The organism is Kribbella koreensis, assembly GCF_039525325.1.
Lineage (GTDB): Bacteria > Actinomycetota > Actinomycetes > Propionibacteriales > Kribbellaceae > Kribbella > Kribbella koreensis.
Map to the genome: position 1 here is coordinate 544,340 of NZ_BAAAHK010000007.1, position 18,944 is coordinate 563,283.

An 18,944-nucleotide genomic window follows, 5' to 3' on the forward strand; every position below is an offset into this window, starting at 1 on the left:
GTCTTATGTGCCCAGACCCCCTGTCCGGACACCGGCCCCGCTCCTAGCGTTGCGCGCAGTCAACCCTGGGAGGACCAGCTATGCGCCGCCTCGCTTTGTCCGTCGCCGTGTTGTTGCTGGCCGGTGGTATCGCCACACCGGCCGAGGCTCAGGGCTGCCCGCGATTGCGGGTGCCAGGGGCTCAGTACCAGGTGATCGCTTGCCTGGATGACCTGACGACCGCGGGGACGGTCGGCTCGGGGCATACCAATCCGGCGGACTACGCGGGGCTGACGCATGCTGGGCTGCCGCAGCAGTCCGGCGTACCGGGTGTGCAGCTCGACGGGTACTTCCCGGACAGTTCGCATACGAACACCAATCACGGCTGGAACCACGACGCGCAGTTCGTCATCCGGTTGCCGGAGAAGTGGAACGGCGGGCTGGTGGTGGCGGGGTCACCCGGCGTCCGGGCGCAGTACGCGAACGACCGGGCGATCTCGGACTGGGTGCTCGCGAAGGGGTACGCGTACGCGGCCACCGACAAAGGCAACACCGGCGCGAACTTCTTCACCGACGGGGTCCGGCCAGGTGACGCGATCGTCGAGTGGAACCAGCGGACCACCCAGCTGACCCTGGCCGCGCGAGCCGTCGTCGCCCAGCGCTACGGCCGTCCGCCGCGCGAAGTTGTTGCTGCCGGGATCTCGAACGGTGGCTATCTGGTTCGCTGGCAACTGGAGAACCATCCGGAGCTCTACACCCGCGGCGTCGACCTCGAAGGCACGCTGTGGACCGTCCAAGGGCCGAACCTCTTCACCTTCTTGCCCCCGGCAATCAAAGGCTATGAGCAGCAGTCGGCCGCGCGGATCGTCGCGGCCGGCTTCGATCCCCGCTCCGACTTCCTGTGGGACTACCACTACGCGGTCTACTGGAAACTGACCCAGCGGATCTACACGGCCGAACTCGATCCGGCCTACACGGGGAGCGAGGCCGACTACGACTACGCGTCCCGGCCGTCCGCGCAGCAGGCAGTGCGCCGGATCACCTTGACCGGAAGGATCGGCCGTCCGCTGACCACCATCCACGGCACCCTCGACAGTCTGTTGCCGATCAGTCAGGACTCCGACGTGTACGCCGGAATGGTCCGGCGCGCGGGACGGGCGCGACTGTTCGCATACCAGCGGGTCGAGGCGGGCAATCATGTCGACGGTCTCGTCGACGCCCACCCCGACCGGCTGGTACCGCTGGTTCCCCTGCTGCAGCAGGCGATTGCGCGCTAGAACACCATGGTGAGGAGGTCGGCGAAGAGTTCGTGTTCGTCGACCTCCAGGCCGCGGTTGGTGAACCAGGTGCACATGTTGTGGCAGTCGCGCATCAGGAAGTCCATCCCCTTCGGGTTGCCGACGATGTCGACGACCTGCGGGAGATCGATCATCACGATCCGCTCGCCCTGGGCCAGCACGTTGTACGGCGACAGGTCGCCATGCGCCAGGCCGGCTCTGGCCAGCTCGCGCATACCGTCGCGGAGCTGCTCGTAGTACGAGCTGAGCAGTTCGCCCTTGGGCCGGACCTGCGCCAGCCGGGGTGCCGCGCCGCCGTCACCGTCGTCGATGAACTCCATCAACAGCTCGGTGCCGTCGACCTGGACCGGGTACGGAACGGGGACCCCGGCCTTCCAGAGCCGGCAGAGCGCGTCCCACTCCGCGTAGGCCCATTGCCCGGCCGCGACGCTGCGACCGTGTGAGGTCTTCTTCGCCATGGCGCGGGTGTCGCGGCTGTTGCGGGTACGCCGGCCTTCGACGTACGACGTACTGCGGTGGAACGAGCGGTGCTCTTCACTGCGGTACCGCTTGGCGGCCAGCAGCGACCGTCGCGCGGGGTTGTCGCCGATCTGCTCCACTGCTCGCTCGAGCAGGAAGACATCGGCCTCCTTACCGGTTTTGAGGATGCCGAGCTCGGTATCGATCGCGGCCTGTTCCGTCACCACCCACGAGGGGCGGGGCTCAGGCCCGCGAGAGCCGCGCTCGACATCCAGCCAGGTGGACCAGCGCTGATCCGGCGCCAGTTGCTCTTCCACTTCGCTGAAGTGGAAGACGAAGGCGTCGGCAACGTCCGGTTCGGACTCGTCGCCGGCCAGTGCGGCCCAGCGATCGTCGAGGTCAGAGAGTTGGTGGTCGGTACGAAAGACGTCGGAAGACATCGGATGTGCTCCTGGAGAAAGAAGTGAGGCTGACGCGGACATGCCGCAGCGCAGTGATGGCCATTCGTCCAGCCCTCCTTAGTCCAGGCAGCATTCGTAGCTGCACAATCCCGAACAGGATGCAGCCCGCTTCTCAGCGGCGCAACTGATTTATCAGCGGTCGTTCAGATCGGTGATGGTGACGTCGATGCCGTCGGTGCCGAAGGGGGGTTCGACCGGGCCGAGGAGGTCGGTGATGACCTCGAAGGTGATCGCCTTGACCTGCTCGCCGAGGGCGGCGAGGTCCTGGCCGTAGGAGGCGATGACCTCGACAACCGCGCCGGTGGCCCGGCCGTCCTCGCCGACGAAGGAGACGCGGGACAGCTCGCAGCCGGGCAGCGCGTTGATGGCGACGCGGAGATGGCTGACCAGGACGTGGTCCGCGACGTACAGGGGACCGCCGCTGTCGGCCTGGGCCAGGATCGGGCGGGAGCGGCGGGTGACCGAGCGCAGCTTCTGCTGGATGTGGGCGGAGATGTCGACCCAGCCCGGCTCGGGAGCCGAGCGGGCTTCGGCCGCGGCGCGGCGCAGGATGTCTTCGGTCATCGCCAGTCCTCCAGCTTCTCCTGGAGCGCCACCCGGGCTCTGGCCAGCTGACCTCGTACGACGGTCGGCGTCGTCGCGAGCACCTCGGAGATCTCGAGGTAGCTCATCTCCTCGACCTCCCGGAGCAACCAGACCGCGCGTTGCCGGTCGGGGAGCTCGGCCAACGCGGCGTCGAGCGCTTCGAGCAATTCGGTCCGGACGGCCGGCTCGACCGGGTCGGAGCCGCCGGCCGGCAGAGCGGTGAGCGCCTCGTCCGCCACCGGCGTCGGTCGCTTCTTGCGCAGCAGGTCGATCGCCTTGCGGGCGGTGAGGGTGAACAGCCAGGTGCGCAGCTTGGAGTCGCCACGGAAATCGGGAAGCGCCTTCCAGGCAGCGACGAACGCATCCTGGACCACCTCCTCGGCATCGCCGTGATCGTTGAGCATACGGCGGGCGTACCGGAACATCGCCGGACCGTGCCGCTCGATCACCGCCGCGAACGCGTCCGAATCCCCGAGGGCGGCTGCCCGGCGCAGCGCGTCGTCACCGGCCTGCGACCAACCGTCGGCCTGCGGCCGTACGGTAACTCGCACCGATCCAGTGACCCCGTTCACACGAACAACCTAGGCGATGCGCGTGACATCGGGGCTGTTCGCCTCGTCCTACCGAGTGTCGAACACAGTTGCAGATGGCAATCAACGAGGGGATGACATGGCTGACACGAGCCTGACCACACCGAGCCGGACCGCGAAGGCCGGAGCCGAGCTCGAGCCGGCGACCAGCGCGCTGGTGAGCGAGTACGGCCGGACGGCGATCGCCGACACGGTGGTCTCGAAGATCGCCGGGATCGCGGCCCGCGAGGTGACCGGCGTGCACAACCTCGGCGGCGGTACCGCCCGCGCCGTCGGCATGCTGCGTGAACGCATCCCCGGCTCCCGCACCAACCTCTCCCAGGGCGTCTCCGTCGAGGTCGGCGAGAAACAAGCCGCCGTCGACATCGAGGTGGTCGCCGACTACGGCGTCAGCATCGCCGACCTCGCCCAGGGCATCCGCCGCAACGTCATCAGCGCCGTGGAACGCATGACCGGCCTCGAAGTCACCGAGGTCAACATCGCCGTCAGCGACGTCCACCTCGACGGCGAAGACGACTCCGAAGACACCGACGACCAGCCGGAACGCCGGGTCCAATGACCGAAGATCTTGCTGAGCAGGTGGCGGCTCTGGTGCGTTCTGTGCCGGGGGTTGTCGGCCTGCACGGTGGGGTGTTCGGGGAGGTTGCCACCTACCTGCCCGGGCGGCGGGTTTCGGGGGTCCGGATCACGCCGGAGCGGGCTGAGGTGCATGTGACGCTCGTTTGGGGTGAGCCTGTGCGGGCGACCGCCGAGATTGTTCGTGATCTGGTTGCGGAGCTCACCGGCGTACCGGTGTTTGTCACTGTCGAGGACGTTGTCACCAAGGAGATCTCGTGAGTTATCCGATCATCGGGCTGTTCGCCGGGTTGTTGCTGGCGGTCGCGGCTGCGGCGGGTGGGTTTTTGGGGTTCCTGCTCGCGCTTGTACTGGGCGGTGTCGGGTACGCGGTCGGGCGGTACCTGGAAGGCGCCAAGTCCATTGATGACGTCTTCCGGCCGAAGCGCCGTGGCTGACGAGGCCCTCCTCGCGGCTGAGCCGGCCGGCCTGGCTGAGTTGGACGGTCGCGGTCGGACGGAGATCAAGTCGCGGGTGACCGAGCGGATCGCCGAGGTGGCGGCTACCCGGGTGCCGGGTGTGGCCAAGCAGGAGGCGACCTTCGGGCGCGGCCTGCCGCGTGCGGAGGCGCGGCAGGCCGGCGAACGGGTGCGGCTCCAGCTCAGGATCGCCGTGCTCTGGGGGCGCCCACTCGCCCAGGTCGCCGCCGACACCCGCGCGGCCGTCGCCGAGCAGGTGAACGCGTTGACCGGTCTCGAGGTCGACACCGTCGACGTCCACATCGACACCGTCCTTCCTGAGCGCGAACTGACCACCACGCAGCCAAGGAGGGTGTTGTGACCGCAGCCAAACGACCGGTCCGTACGCCGGCCGCGGTACCCGTCGGCATCATCGGCGCGATCGCCCTCGGACTCCTCGGCGCAGCGGCGATCCGCGACGCCCTGCAGGCACTCGACGTCGTGAAGGGCACCTCCTGGTCGGGCTGGCTCGCCGATCGCATCAAGCTGATCGAGCCCGCCGACTGGATGCTGCCCGCGGGCATCGTCGCAGTGCTGGTCGGATTGTGGTTCCTGATCGCCGCCCTCAAGCCGCGCCGTACGACGCAGTGGCAGATCGGCGACTCGTCGGTCTGGATCCGTCCCAAGGACGCCGCCCGGCTCGCCGCGGGCGCTGCCTCGGAGGTCGGATCGGTGCTCTCGGCAACGACTTCGGCGAAGCGGCGACGGATCAGCGTCGATGCCGTCACCACCACGGATGCGGCGCATGTCGGCGAGGAGCTGGAGGCCGCCGTCACCAGCCGGCTCGCACCGTTGAGCCGGCCACCCCGCATCCGTACCCGAGTGCGCTTGGAGGAGAGCTGAGATGGGCCGAGGACTGATCGCTCTGGATCGCGTGGCCGCTTTCGTACTGGGCCTGCTGCTCCTCGCCGGTGGCGCGGCGGCGCTCGCCTGGAAGTACGACGTCTTCGCCGACGCCCCATCGAAGATCCGGATCACCGGCGCGCCGGCCGTCGTCGCCGAGAGTTGGTGGCCGTGGGCAACTGGTGCGGCCGGGATCGTCCTTGTCCTGCTGGCGTTGGGCTGGCTACCGCGGCACATCCCACGCCGCCGGGTAAACCGGCTCTCCCTCGATGGCAGCTCGGGCGACGGCCGGCTGAGCGCCGACGTCGACTCCGCAGTCGGTGCAGCTGCTCAGGTGCTGGCCGCGGACCCCGCCGTACGATCCTGCAGCGGTCATCTCATCACCGATCGGGGCGAGGTCGTCGCCGAGCTCAAGACGACGATCAACCCGGACGCCGATCTCGACCACCTCCGCCACACCGCCGACCGGGTACTGACCGAACTCCGCGAGCTGGTCGGCCGCGACGAACTGCGCACCAGAGTCCTGCTCCGCACCGCCCGTCAACAGCAGACAGCACCGCGAGTGCTCTAGCGCCGCCCGTGAGAAACGCAGCGCGATCAGCGGAACTGTGAGCGGGCGGTCGGCCGGAGGCGGAGTTGCTGCGGCGGGGCGATCGAGCGGCAGATGATCTCCGGCAGGATCTTGTTCTGCCAGGTCCGCGAACTGTCGAGCTGCCGGCGATGCTCGGTGTACGCCGCATCGCCCGGGAAGACGGCGAACCAGGCGAGCACTACCTCGTCCCTCAGCGGCAGCGCCGGAAAATTGTTCTCGGCGACAAGTGTCTCGAAGGTCGCCGCGAGGGCCGCGCCGGTCGCCGTCAGCACCGGAGCGATCTGGTCGGCGAAGTACTCCACGAACCCGTCGTCAGGCGAGCCACGGTGATAAACCGCCCCGGCGATCACCGACGACGGAATCTCGGTGGCACCGATCGGCGGCCTGGCCGCGCCCAGCTCCGGATACCCATCACCGAGCTCGAGCGGCTTCAGCAGCAAGGCGTTGTCCGAGTCCTTCATCGTCACATTGGCCTCGGCGCCACGCTCCTTCCACACCGGCCCGTAGTAGAAGCCGTTCAGCGCCGCCGCACGCGTCGCCAGATCGGGAAAGCCGCGGATCCACACGAACCGCTCCGGATCGTCGAGATCGCGGAACTGCCCGACGAGATGCATCCCGTGGGCCTCCTGCCCCTCGACGAACGCCTCGTCGAAGACCCGGACCAGTTCGTCCCGCATCCCCGGATACACGGTGTACTGCCTCAGATCCACCACGCCACAACAGTCAGCTCTCACACCGGCCAGTCAACCGGCGAACACTGACAAGTACCGGCAGTGTTTGCCGGCCGGGTACTAGATCGTGATGATCGACGAATCACGCCTCGCCACGTACCTGCAGGACCACTACGCGGGGTCAGCCGCCGGCATCGAGCTGTTCAAGCGAGCCGCTGACCAGCAGACCGACCCGGTCGTCCGTACCGCGCTGGCCAAGATGGTGCAGGAGGTCGAGGAGGAGCGAACCGCCCTCGAACGCTACCTGGCCGCCGTCGGCGCCAAGCCCGACCAGCTCAAGAACGCCGGCGCCTGGATGGCCGAGAAGCTCTCCCGCCTGAAGCCCAACGGCGAGCTACTCCGCCGCTCCCCACTGAGCGACCTGGTCGAGCTCGAAACCCTCCGGATCGCCGTCGAGGGCAAAGCGGCCGGCTTCCGCACTCTGCGGGCCCTGGCCGACGAAGAACCCCACTTCGACGCAGCCGAACTGGACAGCCTCCTGACCCAGGTGGCCCAGCAGATCGAAGACCTGGAAGCCCTCCGCATGGCCACGGCCCAACGAGTCCTCCGCCACCCCTGACCCTCGCGGCAAGCCCACATGTGGTGGGCATGAACACCAAACGGCGGCCTTGAACAAGGTATGTCTTGTTCAAGGCCACCGTTACCTGTCCGAGCCCACCAGATGTGGGCTCGCCACCCTGGGGTTACGTGAAGATGCTCACGCCGCCGGGGCCTACGAGGAGGCCGACGACGATGAGGGCAGCACCCATCAGGAGCTGGCCTCGGACGAGGGAGACGATCCCGGAAATGACGAGGATCGCCGCGATGATCCAGAGAATCAGGAGCATGGTCGTTCCTTTCTCTACAAGCCGGAACCACTGACGCGGTCCGGCGGCTGATACCCCGTGCGACTACACGTCGAGGACCCCTCCCGACGTTTCTTGACCCACTTCAGGTGCCCGCCGCGAAGCAGTCCAAACGGTGCGAGATTCAAACAGCTGTAACACGGGAGGGGTTGCGTGTGACGGATCGGTTTGATCTGGTGGAGGGAGTGGTTCAGCAATGACGCCACAGCCGCAGGACCGACACGACGAGGTTTCTCACCGTGACGATCGCACCTGTCCGTAGTACCGAATCGCAGACTCTGATCGCGGACTCCACCCACCAACTGCTCGCCGAGGCGGACGGCATGGCCGACCCGCGCCGGCAGGAGCTGCTCGACGAGGTGGTCATCCTGAACGCGCCGGTCGCGCGTTCGATCGCCTCCCGCTACCGCCGCAAGGGCGTCGACAGCGACGACCTCGACCAGGTCGCCTACCTCGGCCTGGTCAAGGCGGCCAACGGCTACCGCCCCGACGCGTCGACGGCTTTCCTCTCGTACGCCGTACCGACGATCCGCGGCGAGTTGAAACGCTACTTCCGCGACTGCGCGTGGGTCGTCCGGCCGCCGCGCCGGGTCCAGGAGATGCAGGGATCCATCGCCGCCGCCGAGCCCGAGCTGACCCAGCAACTCGGCCACCTCCCCACCGACGAGGAGACGGCCGAAGCGTTGGGCACCGACGCCGGCGAGGTCGCCGAGGCCGCATCCGTCCGTGGCTGCTTCAACACGCTCTCACTCGACGCACCCGCCGCAGCCGACAACGGCGCACGCCTGGTGGACACCGTCGCCGACGCCGAAGAGGGCTACGAGCTGGTCGAGAACGTCCACACTCTCGCCCCGGCCGTCTCCGACCTCGACGACCGGGACCGTCAGATCCTCGCCCTCCGCTTCTGCGGCGGTCTCACCCAGGAGGAGATCGGCAACGAACTGGGCGTCAGCCAGATGCAGGTCTCCCGCCTCCTCCGCAACATCCTCGACCGCCTCCGCACGCAGCTGGCGCACTAGCGGCGGAAGACATCACCATTGCCTAGTGCCTGCTGGTCAGCAGTGTCGCCGGCAGTCAGGCCGGAGACATACGTCCTGCCATGCTGCGTCGCGACGAACAGGTTGGCCTCGGCGAAGGCGTCGGCACCGTCGTCCTCGGTGGTGCCGAGCTGCTCCACCGACGCGCGTGTCTGATCGGCCTCGTACCGCAGCAGAACCACATCGAACTTGCCCACCGCGGCCCCCAACGCTCCATCGGTGAACCCTGCAACGACAAACCCGGTCTCGTCACGCGCGATCGCCGCGCCCTTGTCGTTGCCCGTCGTCCCGACCTGGTCCTTCCACACCACTGCCCCCGCGTCATCGACCCGCGCAACGATCAGATCCTTGTCGCCGGCCAATTCACCCGCGTACGAGCCCGCCGTGTAGCCCGTGAGCAACACCCCGCCGGCCCCATCAGCAGTCATCGCCCAGAACTCATCCGCCTGCGCGGTCCCCAACTGCTTCACCCACGCACGATTTCCGTCCCGATCGAACCGCGCGACGAACCCATCGACGTCGCCAACAGGTGAGCCCAGCGCCCCTGCCGTCATCCCCGCCAGATAGACGCCATCGCCACTCACCGCCAGCGCCATCCCCTTCTCCTCACCGGCACTGCCGAACTGCCGCACCCAAACCTGCTTGCCCTCGGCATCCAGCTTGGCGAGGAACACGTCTTTGTCCCCCGCATTCACCCCACCCAGTTCACCCTTCGTGTATCCGCCCAGATAGATCGAACCATCGGCATCTGCAGCCACCGCGTACCCGCGATCGGCAACCGCCGTCCCCACCTTGGTGAACCACCGCTGATTCCCCTGTACGTCGTACTGCGCCACGAACGCATCATCCGACCCACTGCCAGTCGTGTAACCCACCACGGCCGGCCGCCCCGAAGCATCCAGCACCACCCCGTACGCCCGCTCGGTTCCCGCCGTCCCGAACTCCCGCGTCCACACCCGCCCGCCATCCGGCCCGTACTTCGTCAGCGCGACGTCCTTGCCCCCGGCGTACGGCTGCCCCTCGATCGAGCCCTCGGCGGCGATCGCCTCATAACTGTTGCCCGCCTCGTCGACCGCGACACCACCCGCGCGGTCCTCCCCCGGCGTACCGGACAGGGCGGCCTTCATCGGCGTCACGGGTGGCTTGCCGATGAACTGGAACACGTACTTCGCGCCTTCGGCGAACGTCGGCCCCCAGACCTCCCAGTCATGCCCGCCGTCGACCACCCGGAACTCACTCGTCAGCCCCGGCACCCGCACCGCCTGGTTGAACACCACGTGCGCCTCGAAGTCGAGGTCGTGCTGGTAGTCCTTCGGCTTCGGATTCTTGTATTCGTCGTCACCCACGGCAATGAACAGATGCGACGGCAACCCCTTGCCCGCAAAGGTTTTGAATGCTTCGGGATAGTTCAGCTTGCGATAGATCGCCTCACTGAACTCGTCTTTGCCCTTGCCGTAGGCACCGAATTCCCGTGCGCTCGAGTCCTTCGGCGGCTGGGGTGAGTACACCGCCGGGCTGAGCACGATCGCGGCGCCGAACAGCTCCGGATGGACCATCGAGTACCGCAGCGCGCCCGATCCACCCATCGAGTACCCCGCGATCGCCCGCCCGGTCCGGTCGGTGATGGTCCGATAGGTCGCATCCACGTGCGGCACCAGGTCATGGATCAACGCCGTCTCGACCGGCCGCCCCGGCTCCTTGCCCTTGTCCCTGTACGCCGAATCGACGTAGTAGCTCGCCCGGCTGCTCCACGGCGCGTCGGGCATGACCGCGATCGTCGGCGGGATGTCGCCGGCCGCGATCATCGCGTCGAGTCGCCCCTTCAGCTGGGTCCATGCGGCCATCGAGTCGCCGCGACCGTGCAGGAGGTAGAGGACCGGGTAGCTCGCGGTCGAAGCGGCGTACCCGGCGGGCAGATACACGTTGTAGGCAAGGTCTTCACCCAGCGTGGCCGACCGGAAGCTGGTGGCTGTGATGGTGCCCGGCTCGGGTGCCTTCGCAGGCGTCGCGGGGCCGGCTGACGGCAGCAGGAAGTTGACCAGGAGGGCGGCCGCGAGGGCCGGGACAGTCACGCGCATAGCTGCTTTGTAATCGCTTACGTAAACGATTACAAGAGGTCGATGGTTAGCTCTCGCGCGGCGGGGCACCGGGGGTTGGTCCGATTCGCAGCGACAGAGGAGAGACCCGATGGGTATCGGAGACAAGCTCAAGAACTCCGCCGAGGAAGCCAAGGGCAAGATCAAGGAGAAGACCGGCGACGCGACGGACAACGAAGACCTGCAGGCCGAGGGACAGGCGGACAAGTCCGTCGCGGACCTGAAGCAGGCCGGCGAGAAGGTCAAGGACGCGTTCAAGGACTGACCAGGATCGAATGCTCCGATCGCGGCCGGTTGGTCCGGTAGCGTCGGGGCATGGACTTCGACGAAGCGGCCGACGCGCTGTACGCAGCGCCGTCGGCCGACTTCATCTCCCGGCGCAACGAGCTGGCCAAGCAGCTGAAGGCTGATGGGGACCAGCTCGGGTCCACGCGATTGAAGGCGCTGCGCAAGCCGACCGTTGCCGCGTGGCTGGCGAATCTGCTGGCCCGGGAGTCGCCGGACGACATCGATGATCTGCTGGCGTTGGGTGACGAATTCCGGCAGGCGACGGCTGATCTCGATGGTGAGAAGCTGCGGGAGCTGACGCCTCGGCGGCACAAGCTGCTCGATCAGCTCTCCAAGTCCGCGGCGGAGCTGGCTGAGCGCGAGGGGCAGAAGGTCAGCGCGGATGTCGCGCAGAAGCTTCGGGAGACGCTCGATGCGGGGTTGGTCGATCCCGCGGCGGGTGAGGCGGTGCGTGAGGCTCGGTTGAGCAGCGCGCTGCGGCATGTCGGCTTCGGGGTTGTCGACGAGAGCGGGGAGCCGTCGACGGTCACGCCGCTGACCGACGAGCGGCGGCAGCGGGCGCAGGAGCGACGCCGGGCCAAGAGCGACGTACCGGCTGAGCCTGAGGAAGATGCCGAGACGGCTGCTGCGCGAGCGAAGCGGGAGAAGGCCGAGCGGGAGCAGGAAGAGCGCGAGGCGGCTGAGAAGGCTGAGGCCAAGAAGGAGCTGGACGATGCAGTCGCGGCGGCGGAGGCAGCGGAGGCTGTTGTCGCTGATCTCGATACCCAGCTCAGCGATGCGCGGGATGCGCTGATCGAGGCGCAGGAGGCGGTGCATCGGGTCGGCGAGGAGCTGGACGAGGCTCGCAAGGCTGCCCGGGCGGCCCAGAAGGAGAGCCGCGAGGCGCGGAAACGGTACAACCGACTCTGATCGGGTACCGGGCATCCGACTGGGTGTCGCATGAAGGGAACCGATGATGGCGCGGGCGATCTGGAGTGGGTTCATCAGCTTCGGGCTGGTCTCGGTGCCGGTCGGGTTGTACTCGGCGACCGAGGAGCACCAGCTCGACTTCCACCAGTTCCAGCGCGGTACGTCGGACCGGATCCGGAACAAGCGGGTGAACGAGCGGACCGGGCGTGAGGTCGACTACGAGAAGATCGTGAAGGGCCATGACGTCGGCGGTGGCGAGTACGTCATCGTCGAGCAGCAGGAGCTGGCCGACATCGCGCCCGGTCGGTCGCGGTCGCTGGAGATCAGCCGGTTCGTCGACCTGGACGAGATCGATCCGATCCATTTCCAGAAGAGCTACTACCTGGCGCCGTCGGATGCCGGGAACGCCTCGTCGTACGGACTGTTGCGGGACGCCCTGGCCAAGACGAACCGGGCCGGCATCGCGTCGTTCGTGATGCGCAGCAAGGAGTACCTCGCCGCGATCCGCGCCGACGGCAAGGTGCTCGTGCTGGAGACGATGTTCTTCGCCGACGAGATCCGCGACCCCGCCAAGGAACTGGGCGACCTCCCCGCCAAGTCGTCCGCCACCAAACAACTCAAGATGGCCGTCGACCTGGTCGAGGCGATGAGCGGCACCTGGCGGGCCGGCGACTACAAGGACAGCTACACCGAACGCGTGAAGAAGTTGGTCGCCGACAAACACAAGGGCAAGGAGATCGTCCTCAGCGAGGAAGCCCCCGAGGCGACCACCACGACCGACCTGGTCACCGCCCTCCGAGCCAGCGTAGAAGCCGCCAGGTCCCGCCGCGCCGCCGGCAAGAAAGCCCCGGCCAAGAAGACCGCGGGCGCCAAGAAGACACCGGCGAAGAAAGCTGCTGCCAAGAAGAGCGCGGCGAAGAAGCGGGCCGCCTGACCGCTGCAACTACCTGCAAACCCAGGCACGCCGGACTACCGAATCACCCTGGGCTGGGTGATCCTTGGGCATGCGTGGACGACTGGGGACAATCCCCACCTGGGCCTCGGTCCTGCTGATGGGCCTGCCGTTCGGCGTCGCGATGGGAATCTCCGTCACGAAGGACCGGGGAAGCACCGAGTCTGCGGTGGTCTCCGGGATCCTGCTCGGCCTGTTCTTCGGCCTGGCGATGACCATCGCCTCGAATCGGCAGCGCCCCCTCCTGCGGCAAGCGCTGGGCACGAACACCTCACCGGCTCTGCGCCGCGCCGCGACTCGCGCCGTACGGCGTGGGCCGGTCCCCGCCGATCCCGAGGTCCGTGCGGCAGCGATCGGCTTGGCGGAGTACCAACTGAACCTTCTCACTGGCCGGCGCAGGTTGTCGCTGATCATCTGGCCGCTCGTGCTGGCCGCCATCATCGCCAGCACCCTCGTCTTCGACGACGCACCCTGGCCGATTGCACTGATCGCGATCTGCCTGTCCCTGATCGCCGACCAGATCCTCCGCCCGAAGTACCTCCGCGCCCGGATCGCTGTCCTCAAGACCGGCTGACCCGCTGCAACAAGTTGCAACCGAGTCGGACCCTGGATCGGCCTCGGATGAGTGATCATCGGGTGTGCGCATATCTGTTGAGAAGGCTCCGGCCTGGGTGATCTGCCTGCTGACCGGGGTTCCGTTCGGTGCTTACATGGGGGCGCTCAGCAGGAACGACGGCAGCAGCCTCAGGTCCGCGGTGATCTCCGGGGCGGCCGTTGGGCTGGCTTTCGGGATTGCGATGGCCATCACTTTGCGGAAGCGCCTGCTACCTCTGGTGCAGGCGGTGGGGCCGGAGGCCTCGCGGGCCGACCAGCGAGCCGCGGGGCGTGCCTTGCGGCGGGGCCCGGTTCCGGCCGACCCGGAGGTGCGCGCCGCGGCGATCCGGCTGGCGAACCGGCAGCTTGAGCTCTTGCGCCTCGGGCGGACGCGGTCGCTGATCATCTTGAGCTTGCTGCTGGTCGTCAGCGTCATCGGCCTGTTCGCCGACCCAGGCTCGTTCTGGCACATTCCGCTGGTGGTAGCCATCCCGCTCCTGATCGCCTACCAGATCCTCCGGCCGCGGATGCTGCGCGCTCGGCTCGAGGAGCTAACGCAGGGTTTCGAGGAGGACGGTTCTTAGCAGGCTGGCGGGGCTGCGGGGGCCGGCGTCGGAGCGGATGGCCAGGTACCCGGTGTTGAGGGGTGGGAGGTCGGGGTCGGCTAGCAGGCGGAGGCGGCCGGTGCGGAGGTCTTCCTCGCAGAGGTAGAGCGGTAGGACGCTTGCTCCGGCGCCGGCTCGGACGGCGGTCAGGACGCCTCGGAGGTCGGGGACTACCAGGGCGACGCTTCTGGTCAGGCGTACGCCGAAGACGCTGCGCCAGTAGCGGCGGAGGATCGGGGCCTCTTCGGCGTACGCGACCAGCGGGATGTGGCGTAGTTGGTCGGGGGTGTGCACCGGCGTACCGGAGTACCAGCGGGGCGCGGCCACCAGGGCGAAGGTTTCGTCGTAGAGGGGTGTGACTTGTACGCCGGGGCGGCGGGGGCGGGTCGAGCTGATGACGACGTCGAGGGAGCGATCCAGCAGCCCGGCGATGAGGTCATCGGGGAGACCGAAGCGGGTGCGGAGTTGGAGGCCTTCGGCCAGACGGCCGGCGAGGGCGGGTAGGACCTGGTGGCTGATGTAGTCGGCTGGGCCGCCGAGGTGGACCGTGGTGGCGACCGGCTCGTCCAGCTCGTCGACGACCAGCCCCTGGAGCGTGTCGATCGGGTCGGCGATGCGACGGGCCAGCTCGTCACCCGCTGCAGTAGCCAGTACGCCGCGCGCGCGGCGCTCGAACAGCGGTCGCCCGACCGCCGCCTCCAGCGCCTTGAGGTGCGCCGTCACCGTCGGCTGCGACAGCCCCAGCTGCTCGGCGCCGGCCGTGATCGACCCGGCGCGATGGATCGCCAGGAAGCTGCGCAACAGGTCGAGCGAGATCGTCACATCAGGAATCCTATGCCTCGCCCAACGAATGCCTATTGGTCTCCGATGGGTCGACCTGGCCATGATGGACCCATGACACGCGTACTGATTGCCCTCACCAGCCACTCCCAGCTCGGCGGCACCGGCCGGAGTACTGGTTTCTACGCCGGCGAGGCGGCCGAGCCGTGGACCGTCTTCAAGCAGGCCGGCTACGACGTCGAGCTCGTCTCGGTCGCCGGTGGCAAGCCGCCGGTCGACGGTCTCGACGAGGCCGACCCGGACCAGAAGCAGTTCTTCGCCGAGGCGGATCTCGAGCACACCAAGACGGCGGCCGAGCTGACCGCCACCGACTACGACGCGATCTTCTACGCGGGCGGGCACGGCGCGATGTGGGACTTCCCCGGCGCCAAGGAGCTGGCCTCGCTCGCCGCCGGGATCTATGAGAACGGCGGCGTCGTCGCGGCGGTCTGCCACGGCCCGGCCGGCCTGATCGAGCTCAAGCTGTCCGACGGCAGCTACCTGGTCGACGGCAAGAACGTCGCCGGCTTCACGAACGCGGAGGAGAGCGCGGTCGGCCTCACCGAGGTCGTCCCGTTCCTGCTGGCCGACGAGCTGACCGCCCGCGGCGCGATCCACCACCCGGCCGACAACTTCACCGACCAGGTCGTCACCGATGGTCGCTTGGTCACCGGCCAGAACCCGGCGTCGGCCCGCAGCACGGCGACCGCCGTCACTGCCGTCCTCGACAAGAAGTAAGCGGCAGGATCTACGGAGGCGTCTGAGGCAGTAGGTAGACGCCGGGGTCCGCAGGGGCTCCGGCGTCGAGCCAGCGCTGGAAGCCGTCGGGATTGCGTCGCTCGAACTCGTCGAGGCAGATCCGGCGCACCTCCGCGACCGCCTGCCGATCCCGCGGCCCCGCTCCCTGCGCGAGCGTCGTGGTCGTCTCCCCCCAGACCCCGCACAGCTCCTCGATCGTCAGCGGGCACTGAAGCGAGGCGATCAGCTTCTCGTCCTCCAGGTGATCCGCATGCGTCAGGGCCATCAATCCCCCGTACTCCGCGGCACGCCGCCGCCGGCGCCCCAGCAGACGTCCGCCCAGGCGCCGCTCGCGACGGGTGTCCGGCAGCGCCAGGTCGACCAGCACGAAGACGACCGCCGCGATCATCGCGATCACGAACCCGAGCGCTCCCCAGCTGAGCAGCCGGACCAGCCCCGGCACCGCGAGCACGGCCCCTGCGGCCGCGGCCGCGACGAGCAGCGGGGACTGGTACGGCGTCTCGTCGGCCAGGTACTTGATCACCGCCGCCAGCGGCCAGATCAGCGCGAGGACGACGGCGAGCAGGATCGACGCGGCCAGCGGGCCGAGCATGATCACACCGGCCAGCAGTCCGGACGTGCCGATCCCGACGCCGGCGGCCACCGCCGTACGCCGAAGCCAGAGGGGTACGCGCATCTCGCCTCACACGGAGAAAACAACCTGCCTTCTCAACGATTTACCGCGTGGATCGGTTCCGGTCCAGCATGAAAGCATGCTCAAAATGACGAGCACCCTGATCCGGGCCCGCACCGCGGCCGACCTCGACGCCTGCGTCCGGCTCCTCGCGGAGGTCCACAAGAACTCCGCCTACCCGGTCAACTGGCCCGCCGACCCAGCCGGCTGGCTGTCCCCCGAGGAGGCCCTTGGCTGCTGGGTGCTCACGGTCGACGGCGAGCTCGCAGGCCACCTGATCGTCACCGCGGAGGGCACGGACACAGCCTTGGTTGAGCGGTTGTTTGTGGATCCTCGGCGGACTCGGGCGGGGTTCGGGCGGCGGCTGCTGGAGTTTGCGATCGACTTCGCGGCGGAGCGGGGCCTGCGGCTGGTGCTCGACGTCGTCGACAAACCCGACGGCGCGGTCGACTTCTACCGGCGTACCGGCTGGCGCGAGGCGGGGCGGATCCCGATCGACTGGGGTGGCGCCGAGGCGTCGGAGATGATCCGGTTCGAGGCACCCGCCAAGGCGTGAACGCGCCCGGTCCGTGGGCAAGGCTGTGGAATCGGGCGACTTCGCGGATCATGTTGCGGGTGAGGATCAACCTGTGACCGCCGTCGACGAGCTCTTCGCCGACCGGGTCCGCGCGCTCAAACCGGTCCCCTGCGATCACCCGGCCGACGTCCTGCTCAGCCTGTACGACGCTCAGCTCGGCAGCCGTCACGCCGACCTGGCCGCCCGCTGGCTCCAGTCCCAGGGGCACGGCTACTACACGATCGGCTCGGCCGGACACGAGGGGAACGCGGCCGTCGCGGCGGCTCTGCAGCCGACCGACCCCGCGCTGCTGCATTACCGGTCGGGGGCGTTCTACTTGGCGCGCGCGGCGCAGTACCAGGACAAGGACGGGCTGCGGGACATCTTGCTCGGCGTCGCGGCGGCTACCAGCGAGCCGATCTCGGGCGGCCGGCACAAGGTGTTCGGGCGGCACGACCTGGCGATCATCCCGCAGACGTCGACGATCGCCTCACACCTGCCGCGTGCGATGGGGGTCGCCTTCTCGATCGCCCGGGCGGCGAAGCTCGGCGTACCGTCGCCGTGGCCGGCCGATGCCGTGGTGGTGGCCAGCTTCGGCGACGCCTCGGCGAACCACTCGACGGCGACGGGCGCGATCAACGCGGCGTTGCACGCGTCGTACCAGGGCATCCCGATGCCGTTGCTGCTCGTCTGCGAGGACAACGGGATCGGGATCAGCGTGCGCACGCCGGACGGCTGGATCAAGCAGGCGTACGGGCAACGGCACGGTCTGCGGTACTTCGATGCCGACGGCACCGATCTCGCCGCGACTCTGACGATGGCGACCGAGGCGGCGACCTTCGTACGCCGGAATCGCCGGCCCGCGTTCTTGCGGCTGCGCACGGTCCGCCTGATGGGCCATGCGGGGTCCGACGTCGAAGCGGCGTACCGGACTCCGGCCGAGCTGCTCGCCGACGAGGAACTCGACCCCCTGCTCGGTACTGCGCGCTTGCTGCTGGCCACCGGTTACGACGCCGACGACGTGATCGAGCTCTACGAGAACAAGCGAGCCGAGGTACTCGGAATCGCGCGCGAAGTGGCCGGCCTTCCGCAACTGTCATCGGCCGCTGCCGTGGCCGCGCCGCTGGCCCTTCCCGATCCGGCGATCGTCGAGGAGTCGTTGCCTCGTCGCTCTACTGGCCCTGAGCTACTGACGCTGAGCCAGTCGATCAATCGGGCGCTGAGTGACGTGCTTGCGTCGTATCCGGAGGCGTTGGCGTTCGGTGAGGACATTGCGCGCAAGGGCGGGGTTTACGGGGTGACTCGTGGGTTGCAGAAGTCCTTCGGCGCTGCGCGGGTGTTCGACACGTTGCTCGACGAGCAGTCGATTCTCGGGCTGGCGTTGGGCGCGGGCGTGTCGGGGTTGTTGCCGTTGCCGGAGATTCAGTATCTGGCTTATCTGCACAATGCCGAGGATCAGTTGCGTGGGGAGGCCGCGTCGCTGAAGTTCTTCTCGCAGGGGCAGTACCGCAATCCGATGGTGCTGCGGATCGCGGGGTATGGGTACCAGAAAGGGTTCGGCGGGCACTTTCACAACGACGATGCGATCGGGGTGCTGCGGGACATCCCGGGTCTGGTGATCGCGTCGCCGTCTCGGCCCGATGATGCCGCGGCGATGTTGCAGACGTGCGCGGCGGCGGCTCGGGCGGAGGGCACGGTGTCGGTGTTCCTGGAGCCGATCGCGCTGTATCACCGGCGCGATCTGCATGTCGATGGCGACGACGAGTGGGTGGCGGCGTACCCGACGGAGCATGTGCCGATCGGGCGGGGGCGGACGTACGGCGATGGTCGCGAGCTCACCATCGTCACGTTCGGCAACGGCCTGCCGATGAGCCTGCGCGTCGCCGCCCGGCTGCCCGGCGTCCGCGTCCTGGACCTCCGCTGGCTGGCTCCCCTGCCGCTGGAGGATTTGTTGCGCGAAGCAACAACCACCGGCCGGGTCCTGGTCGTCGACGAAACCCGCCGCTCCGGCGGCGTCTCCGAAGGCATCCTCGCCACCCTCATCGACGCCGGCTACACCGGCGCTCTGGCCCGGGTAACCAGCGAAGACTCCTTCGTCCCCCTGGGCAACGCCGCCCGCCAGGTCCTGCTCAGCGAGCAGACCATCGATTCAGCAGCCCGCAAGCTCCTCCACCCCTAACGCCACATCTCAGGGGTTAAC

The 18,944-nt window shown here is 68.2% G+C and carries 25 protein-coding genes; 17 read left to right on the top strand and 8 right to left on the bottom strand.

Annotated features, from left to right (window positions below; genetic code table 11):
• Positions 1-80: 80 nt before the first annotated feature.
• Positions 81-1,256: a 3-hydroxybutyrate oligomer hydrolase family protein gene (locus tag ABD116_RS16550; protein ID WP_343970116.1), complete on the top strand. Its 1,176-nt coding sequence runs from the start codon at positions 81-83 to the stop codon at positions 1,254-1,256.
• On the opposite strand, the gene ABD116_RS16555 is transcribed toward ABD116_RS16550, so the two are convergent.
• The 3 genes from ABD116_RS16555 to ABD116_RS16565 all read right to left on the bottom strand — a co-directional run bounded on the left by ABD116_RS16555 (position 1,253) and on the right by ABD116_RS16565 (position 3,333).
• Positions 1,253-2,176 carry a serine protein kinase RIO gene (locus tag ABD116_RS16555; protein ID WP_343970119.1) on the bottom strand — a complete coding sequence of 308 codons (924 nt, stop codon included), beginning with the start codon at positions 2,174-2,176 and terminating at the stop codon, positions 1,253-1,255. The genes ABD116_RS16550 and ABD116_RS16555 overlap by 4 nt on opposite strands.
• A gap of 153 nt (positions 2,177-2,329) precedes the next feature.
• Positions 2,330-2,761 carry a hypothetical protein gene (locus tag ABD116_RS16560; protein WP_343970121.1) on the bottom strand — a complete coding sequence of 144 codons (432 nt, stop codon included), beginning with the start codon at positions 2,759-2,761 and terminating at the stop codon, positions 2,330-2,332.
• Positions 2,758-3,333 carry an RNA polymerase sigma factor gene (locus tag ABD116_RS16565; protein WP_343970124.1) on the bottom strand — a complete coding sequence of 192 codons (576 nt, stop codon included), beginning with the start codon at positions 3,331-3,333 and terminating at the stop codon, positions 2,758-2,760. The genes ABD116_RS16560 and ABD116_RS16565 overlap by 4 nt, the downstream gene beginning before the upstream one ends.
• Positions 3,334-3,451: 118 nt before the next feature.
• Between ABD116_RS16565 and ABD116_RS16570 the strand changes: the two genes are divergently transcribed.
• The 6 genes from ABD116_RS16570 to ABD116_RS16595 are packed head-to-tail and all read left to right on the top strand — an operon-like array spanning position 3,452 to position 5,859.
• On the top strand, positions 3,452-3,931 hold the full coding sequence (locus ABD116_RS16570) for an Asp23/Gls24 family envelope stress response protein (protein WP_343970127.1): 480 nt from the start codon (positions 3,452-3,454) through the stop codon (positions 3,929-3,931).
• Entirely contained in the window at positions 3,928-4,209 is a 282-nt protein-coding gene (locus ABD116_RS16575) for an Asp23/Gls24 family envelope stress response protein (protein ID WP_343970130.1), read from the top strand. The genes ABD116_RS16570 and ABD116_RS16575 overlap by 4 nt, the downstream gene beginning before the upstream one ends.
• On the top strand, positions 4,206-4,385 hold the full coding sequence (locus ABD116_RS16580) for a DUF2273 domain-containing protein (protein WP_328333517.1): 180 nt from the start codon (positions 4,206-4,208) through the stop codon (positions 4,383-4,385). Before ABD116_RS16575 ends, ABD116_RS16580 begins: the two co-directional genes overlap by 4 nt.
• The gene (locus ABD116_RS16585) at positions 4,378-4,767 is read left to right on the top strand and encodes an Asp23/Gls24 family envelope stress response protein (RefSeq protein WP_343970137.1); all 390 of its coding nucleotides are present in this window, start codon (positions 4,378-4,380) and stop codon (positions 4,765-4,767) included. Before ABD116_RS16580 ends, ABD116_RS16585 begins: the two co-directional genes overlap by 8 nt.
• Positions 4,764-5,288, top strand: coding sequence for a DUF6286 domain-containing protein (locus tag ABD116_RS16590; RefSeq protein WP_343970140.1), 525 nt, complete (start codon positions 4,764-4,766; stop codon positions 5,286-5,288). Before ABD116_RS16585 ends, ABD116_RS16590 begins: the two co-directional genes overlap by 4 nt.
• 1 nt (position 5,289) lies before the next feature.
• On the top strand, positions 5,290-5,859 hold the full coding sequence (locus tag ABD116_RS16595; protein ID WP_343970143.1) for a hypothetical protein: 570 nt from the start codon (positions 5,290-5,292) through the stop codon (positions 5,857-5,859).
• 26 nt (positions 5,860-5,885) lie between these two features.
• Here ABD116_RS16595 and ABD116_RS16600 read toward each other — a convergent pair whose 3' ends face one another.
• On the bottom strand, positions 5,886-6,593 hold the full coding sequence (locus tag ABD116_RS16600; protein ID WP_343970146.1) for an NIPSNAP family protein: 708 nt from the start codon (positions 6,591-6,593) through the stop codon (positions 5,886-5,888).
• Between the two features lie 88 nt (positions 6,594-6,681).
• Here ABD116_RS16600 and ABD116_RS16605 point away from each other — a divergent pair, with 88 nt between their 5' ends.
• The gene (locus ABD116_RS16605) at positions 6,682-7,170 is read left to right on the top strand and encodes a DUF892 family protein (RefSeq protein WP_343970149.1); all 489 of its coding nucleotides are present in this window, start codon (positions 6,682-6,684) and stop codon (positions 7,168-7,170) included.
• A gap of 124 nt (positions 7,171-7,294) precedes the next feature.
• On the opposite strand, the gene ABD116_RS16610 is transcribed toward ABD116_RS16605, so the two are convergent.
• Positions 7,295-7,438 (bottom strand): GPGG-motif small membrane protein, encoded by a 144-nt coding sequence (locus tag ABD116_RS16610; protein ID WP_203590735.1) that lies wholly within the window; start codon positions 7,436-7,438, stop codon positions 7,295-7,297.
• A 257-nt stretch (positions 7,439-7,695) separates the two neighbouring features.
• Here ABD116_RS16610 and ABD116_RS16615 point away from each other — a divergent pair, with 257 nt between their 5' ends.
• Entirely contained in the window at positions 7,696-8,475 is a 780-nt protein-coding gene (locus tag ABD116_RS16615; RefSeq protein ID WP_343970154.1) for a sigma-70 family RNA polymerase sigma factor, read from the top strand.
• Here the strand turns inward: ABD116_RS16615 and ABD116_RS16620 are convergent.
• The gene (locus tag ABD116_RS16620) at positions 8,472-10,571 is read right to left on the bottom strand and encodes an alpha/beta hydrolase (protein ID WP_343970157.1); all 2,100 of its coding nucleotides are present in this window, start codon (positions 10,569-10,571) and stop codon (positions 8,472-8,474) included. The two genes, ABD116_RS16615 and ABD116_RS16620, sit on opposite strands and share 4 nt — an antisense overlap.
• Before the next feature lie 109 nt (positions 10,572-10,680).
• Between ABD116_RS16620 and ABD116_RS16625 the strand changes: the two genes are divergently transcribed.
• The 5 genes from ABD116_RS16625 (at position 10,681) to ABD116_RS16645 (ending at position 13,916) form a co-directional block, all read left to right on the top strand.
• A complete protein-coding gene (locus tag ABD116_RS16625; RefSeq protein ID WP_343970160.1) occupies positions 10,681-10,854 on the top strand; it encodes a CsbD family protein in 174 nt (57 codons plus the stop codon).
• A 50-nt stretch (positions 10,855-10,904) separates the two neighbouring features.
• Positions 10,905-11,786, top strand: a complete 882-nt coding sequence (locus tag ABD116_RS16630) for a hypothetical protein (RefSeq protein ID WP_343970163.1) — start codon at positions 10,905-10,907, stop codon at positions 11,784-11,786.
• 46 nt (positions 11,787-11,832) lie between these two features.
• Positions 11,833-12,720, top strand: coding sequence for a non-homologous end joining protein Ku (ku, locus tag ABD116_RS16635; RefSeq protein ID WP_343970166.1), 888 nt, complete (start codon positions 11,833-11,835; stop codon positions 12,718-12,720).
• A 70-nt stretch (positions 12,721-12,790) separates the two neighbouring features.
• The gene (locus tag ABD116_RS16640) at positions 12,791-13,312 is read left to right on the top strand and encodes a hypothetical protein (RefSeq protein WP_343970168.1); all 522 of its coding nucleotides are present in this window, start codon (positions 12,791-12,793) and stop codon (positions 13,310-13,312) included.
• 64 nt (positions 13,313-13,376) lie between these two features.
• Complete coding sequence (locus tag ABD116_RS16645) at positions 13,377-13,916, top strand: hypothetical protein (protein WP_343970171.1); 540 nt, start codon at positions 13,377-13,379, stop codon at positions 13,914-13,916.
• On the opposite strand, the gene ABD116_RS16650 is transcribed toward ABD116_RS16645, so the two are convergent.
• Positions 13,884-14,759, bottom strand: coding sequence for a LysR family transcriptional regulator (locus tag ABD116_RS16650; protein ID WP_343970173.1), 876 nt, complete (start codon positions 14,757-14,759; stop codon positions 13,884-13,886). The genes ABD116_RS16645 and ABD116_RS16650 overlap by 33 nt on opposite strands.
• Positions 14,760-14,831: 72 nt before the next feature.
• Here ABD116_RS16650 and ABD116_RS16655 point away from each other — a divergent pair, with 72 nt between their 5' ends.
• The gene (locus tag ABD116_RS16655) at positions 14,832-15,494 is read left to right on the top strand and encodes a type 1 glutamine amidotransferase domain-containing protein (protein WP_343970176.1); all 663 of its coding nucleotides are present in this window, start codon (positions 14,832-14,834) and stop codon (positions 15,492-15,494) included.
• A gap of 10 nt (positions 15,495-15,504) precedes the next feature.
• Here the strand turns inward: ABD116_RS16655 and ABD116_RS16660 are convergent, their stop codons facing one another.
• The gene (locus ABD116_RS16660) at positions 15,505-16,191 is read right to left on the bottom strand and encodes a hypothetical protein (RefSeq protein WP_343970179.1); all 687 of its coding nucleotides are present in this window, start codon (positions 16,189-16,191) and stop codon (positions 15,505-15,507) included.
• Positions 16,192-16,276: 85 nt separating this feature from the next.
• Here ABD116_RS16660 and ABD116_RS16665 point away from each other — a divergent pair, with 85 nt between their 5' ends.
• A complete protein-coding gene (locus tag ABD116_RS16665) occupies positions 16,277-16,744 on the top strand; it encodes a GNAT family N-acetyltransferase (RefSeq protein ID WP_343970182.1) in 468 nt (155 codons plus the stop codon).
• A 73-nt stretch (positions 16,745-16,817) separates the two neighbouring features.
• Positions 16,818-18,923, top strand: a complete 2,106-nt coding sequence (locus ABD116_RS16670) for a thiamine pyrophosphate-dependent enzyme (RefSeq protein WP_343970184.1) — start codon at positions 16,818-16,820, stop codon at positions 18,921-18,923.
• The last annotated feature ends 21 nt before the right edge of the window (positions 18,924-18,944 follow it).

Coding starts and splice junctions, on each gene's coding strand:
- ABD116_RS16570 (WP_343970127.1), top strand. CDS start 3,452: ATGGCTGACACGAGCCTGACCACACCGAGCCGGACCGCGAAGGCCGGA.
- ABD116_RS16620 (WP_343970157.1), bottom strand. CDS start 10,571: ATGCGCGTGACTGTCCCGGCCCTCGCGGCCGCCCTCCTGGTCAACTTC.
- ABD116_RS16660 (WP_343970179.1), bottom strand. CDS start 16,191: ATGCGCGTACCCCTCTGGCTTCGGCGTACGGCGGTGGCCGCCGGCGTC.
- ABD116_RS16605 (WP_343970149.1), top strand. CDS start 6,682: ATGATCGACGAATCACGCCTCGCCACGTACCTGCAGGACCACTACGCG.
- ABD116_RS16555 (WP_343970119.1), bottom strand. CDS start 2,176: ATGTCTTCCGACGTCTTTCGTACCGACCACCAACTCTCTGACCTCGAC.
- ABD116_RS16595 (WP_343970143.1), top strand. CDS start 5,290: ATGGGCCGAGGACTGATCGCTCTGGATCGCGTGGCCGCTTTCGTACTG.
- ABD116_RS16630 (WP_343970163.1), top strand. CDS start 10,905: ATGGACTTCGACGAAGCGGCCGACGCGCTGTACGCAGCGCCGTCGGCC.
- ABD116_RS16550 (WP_343970116.1), top strand. CDS start 81: ATGCGCCGCCTCGCTTTGTCCGTCGCCGTGTTGTTGCTGGCCGGTGGT.
- ABD116_RS16575 (WP_343970130.1), top strand. CDS start 3,928: ATGACCGAAGATCTTGCTGAGCAGGTGGCGGCTCTGGTGCGTTCTGTG.
- ABD116_RS16640 (WP_343970168.1), top strand. CDS start 12,791: ATGCGTGGACGACTGGGGACAATCCCCACCTGGGCCTCGGTCCTGCTG.
- ABD116_RS16560 (WP_343970121.1), bottom strand. CDS start 2,761: ATGACCGAAGACATCCTGCGCCGCGCCGCGGCCGAAGCCCGCTCGGCT.
- ABD116_RS16665 (WP_343970182.1), top strand. CDS start 16,277: ATGACGAGCACCCTGATCCGGGCCCGCACCGCGGCCGACCTCGACGCC.
- ABD116_RS16625 (WP_343970160.1), top strand. CDS start 10,681: ATGGGTATCGGAGACAAGCTCAAGAACTCCGCCGAGGAAGCCAAGGGC.
- ku (WP_343970166.1), top strand. CDS start 11,833: ATGGCGCGGGCGATCTGGAGTGGGTTCATCAGCTTCGGGCTGGTCTCG.
- ABD116_RS16655 (WP_343970176.1), top strand. CDS start 14,832: ATGACACGCGTACTGATTGCCCTCACCAGCCACTCCCAGCTCGGCGGC.
- ABD116_RS16610 (WP_203590735.1), bottom strand. CDS start 7,438: ATGCTCCTGATTCTCTGGATCATCGCGGCGATCCTCGTCATTTCCGGG.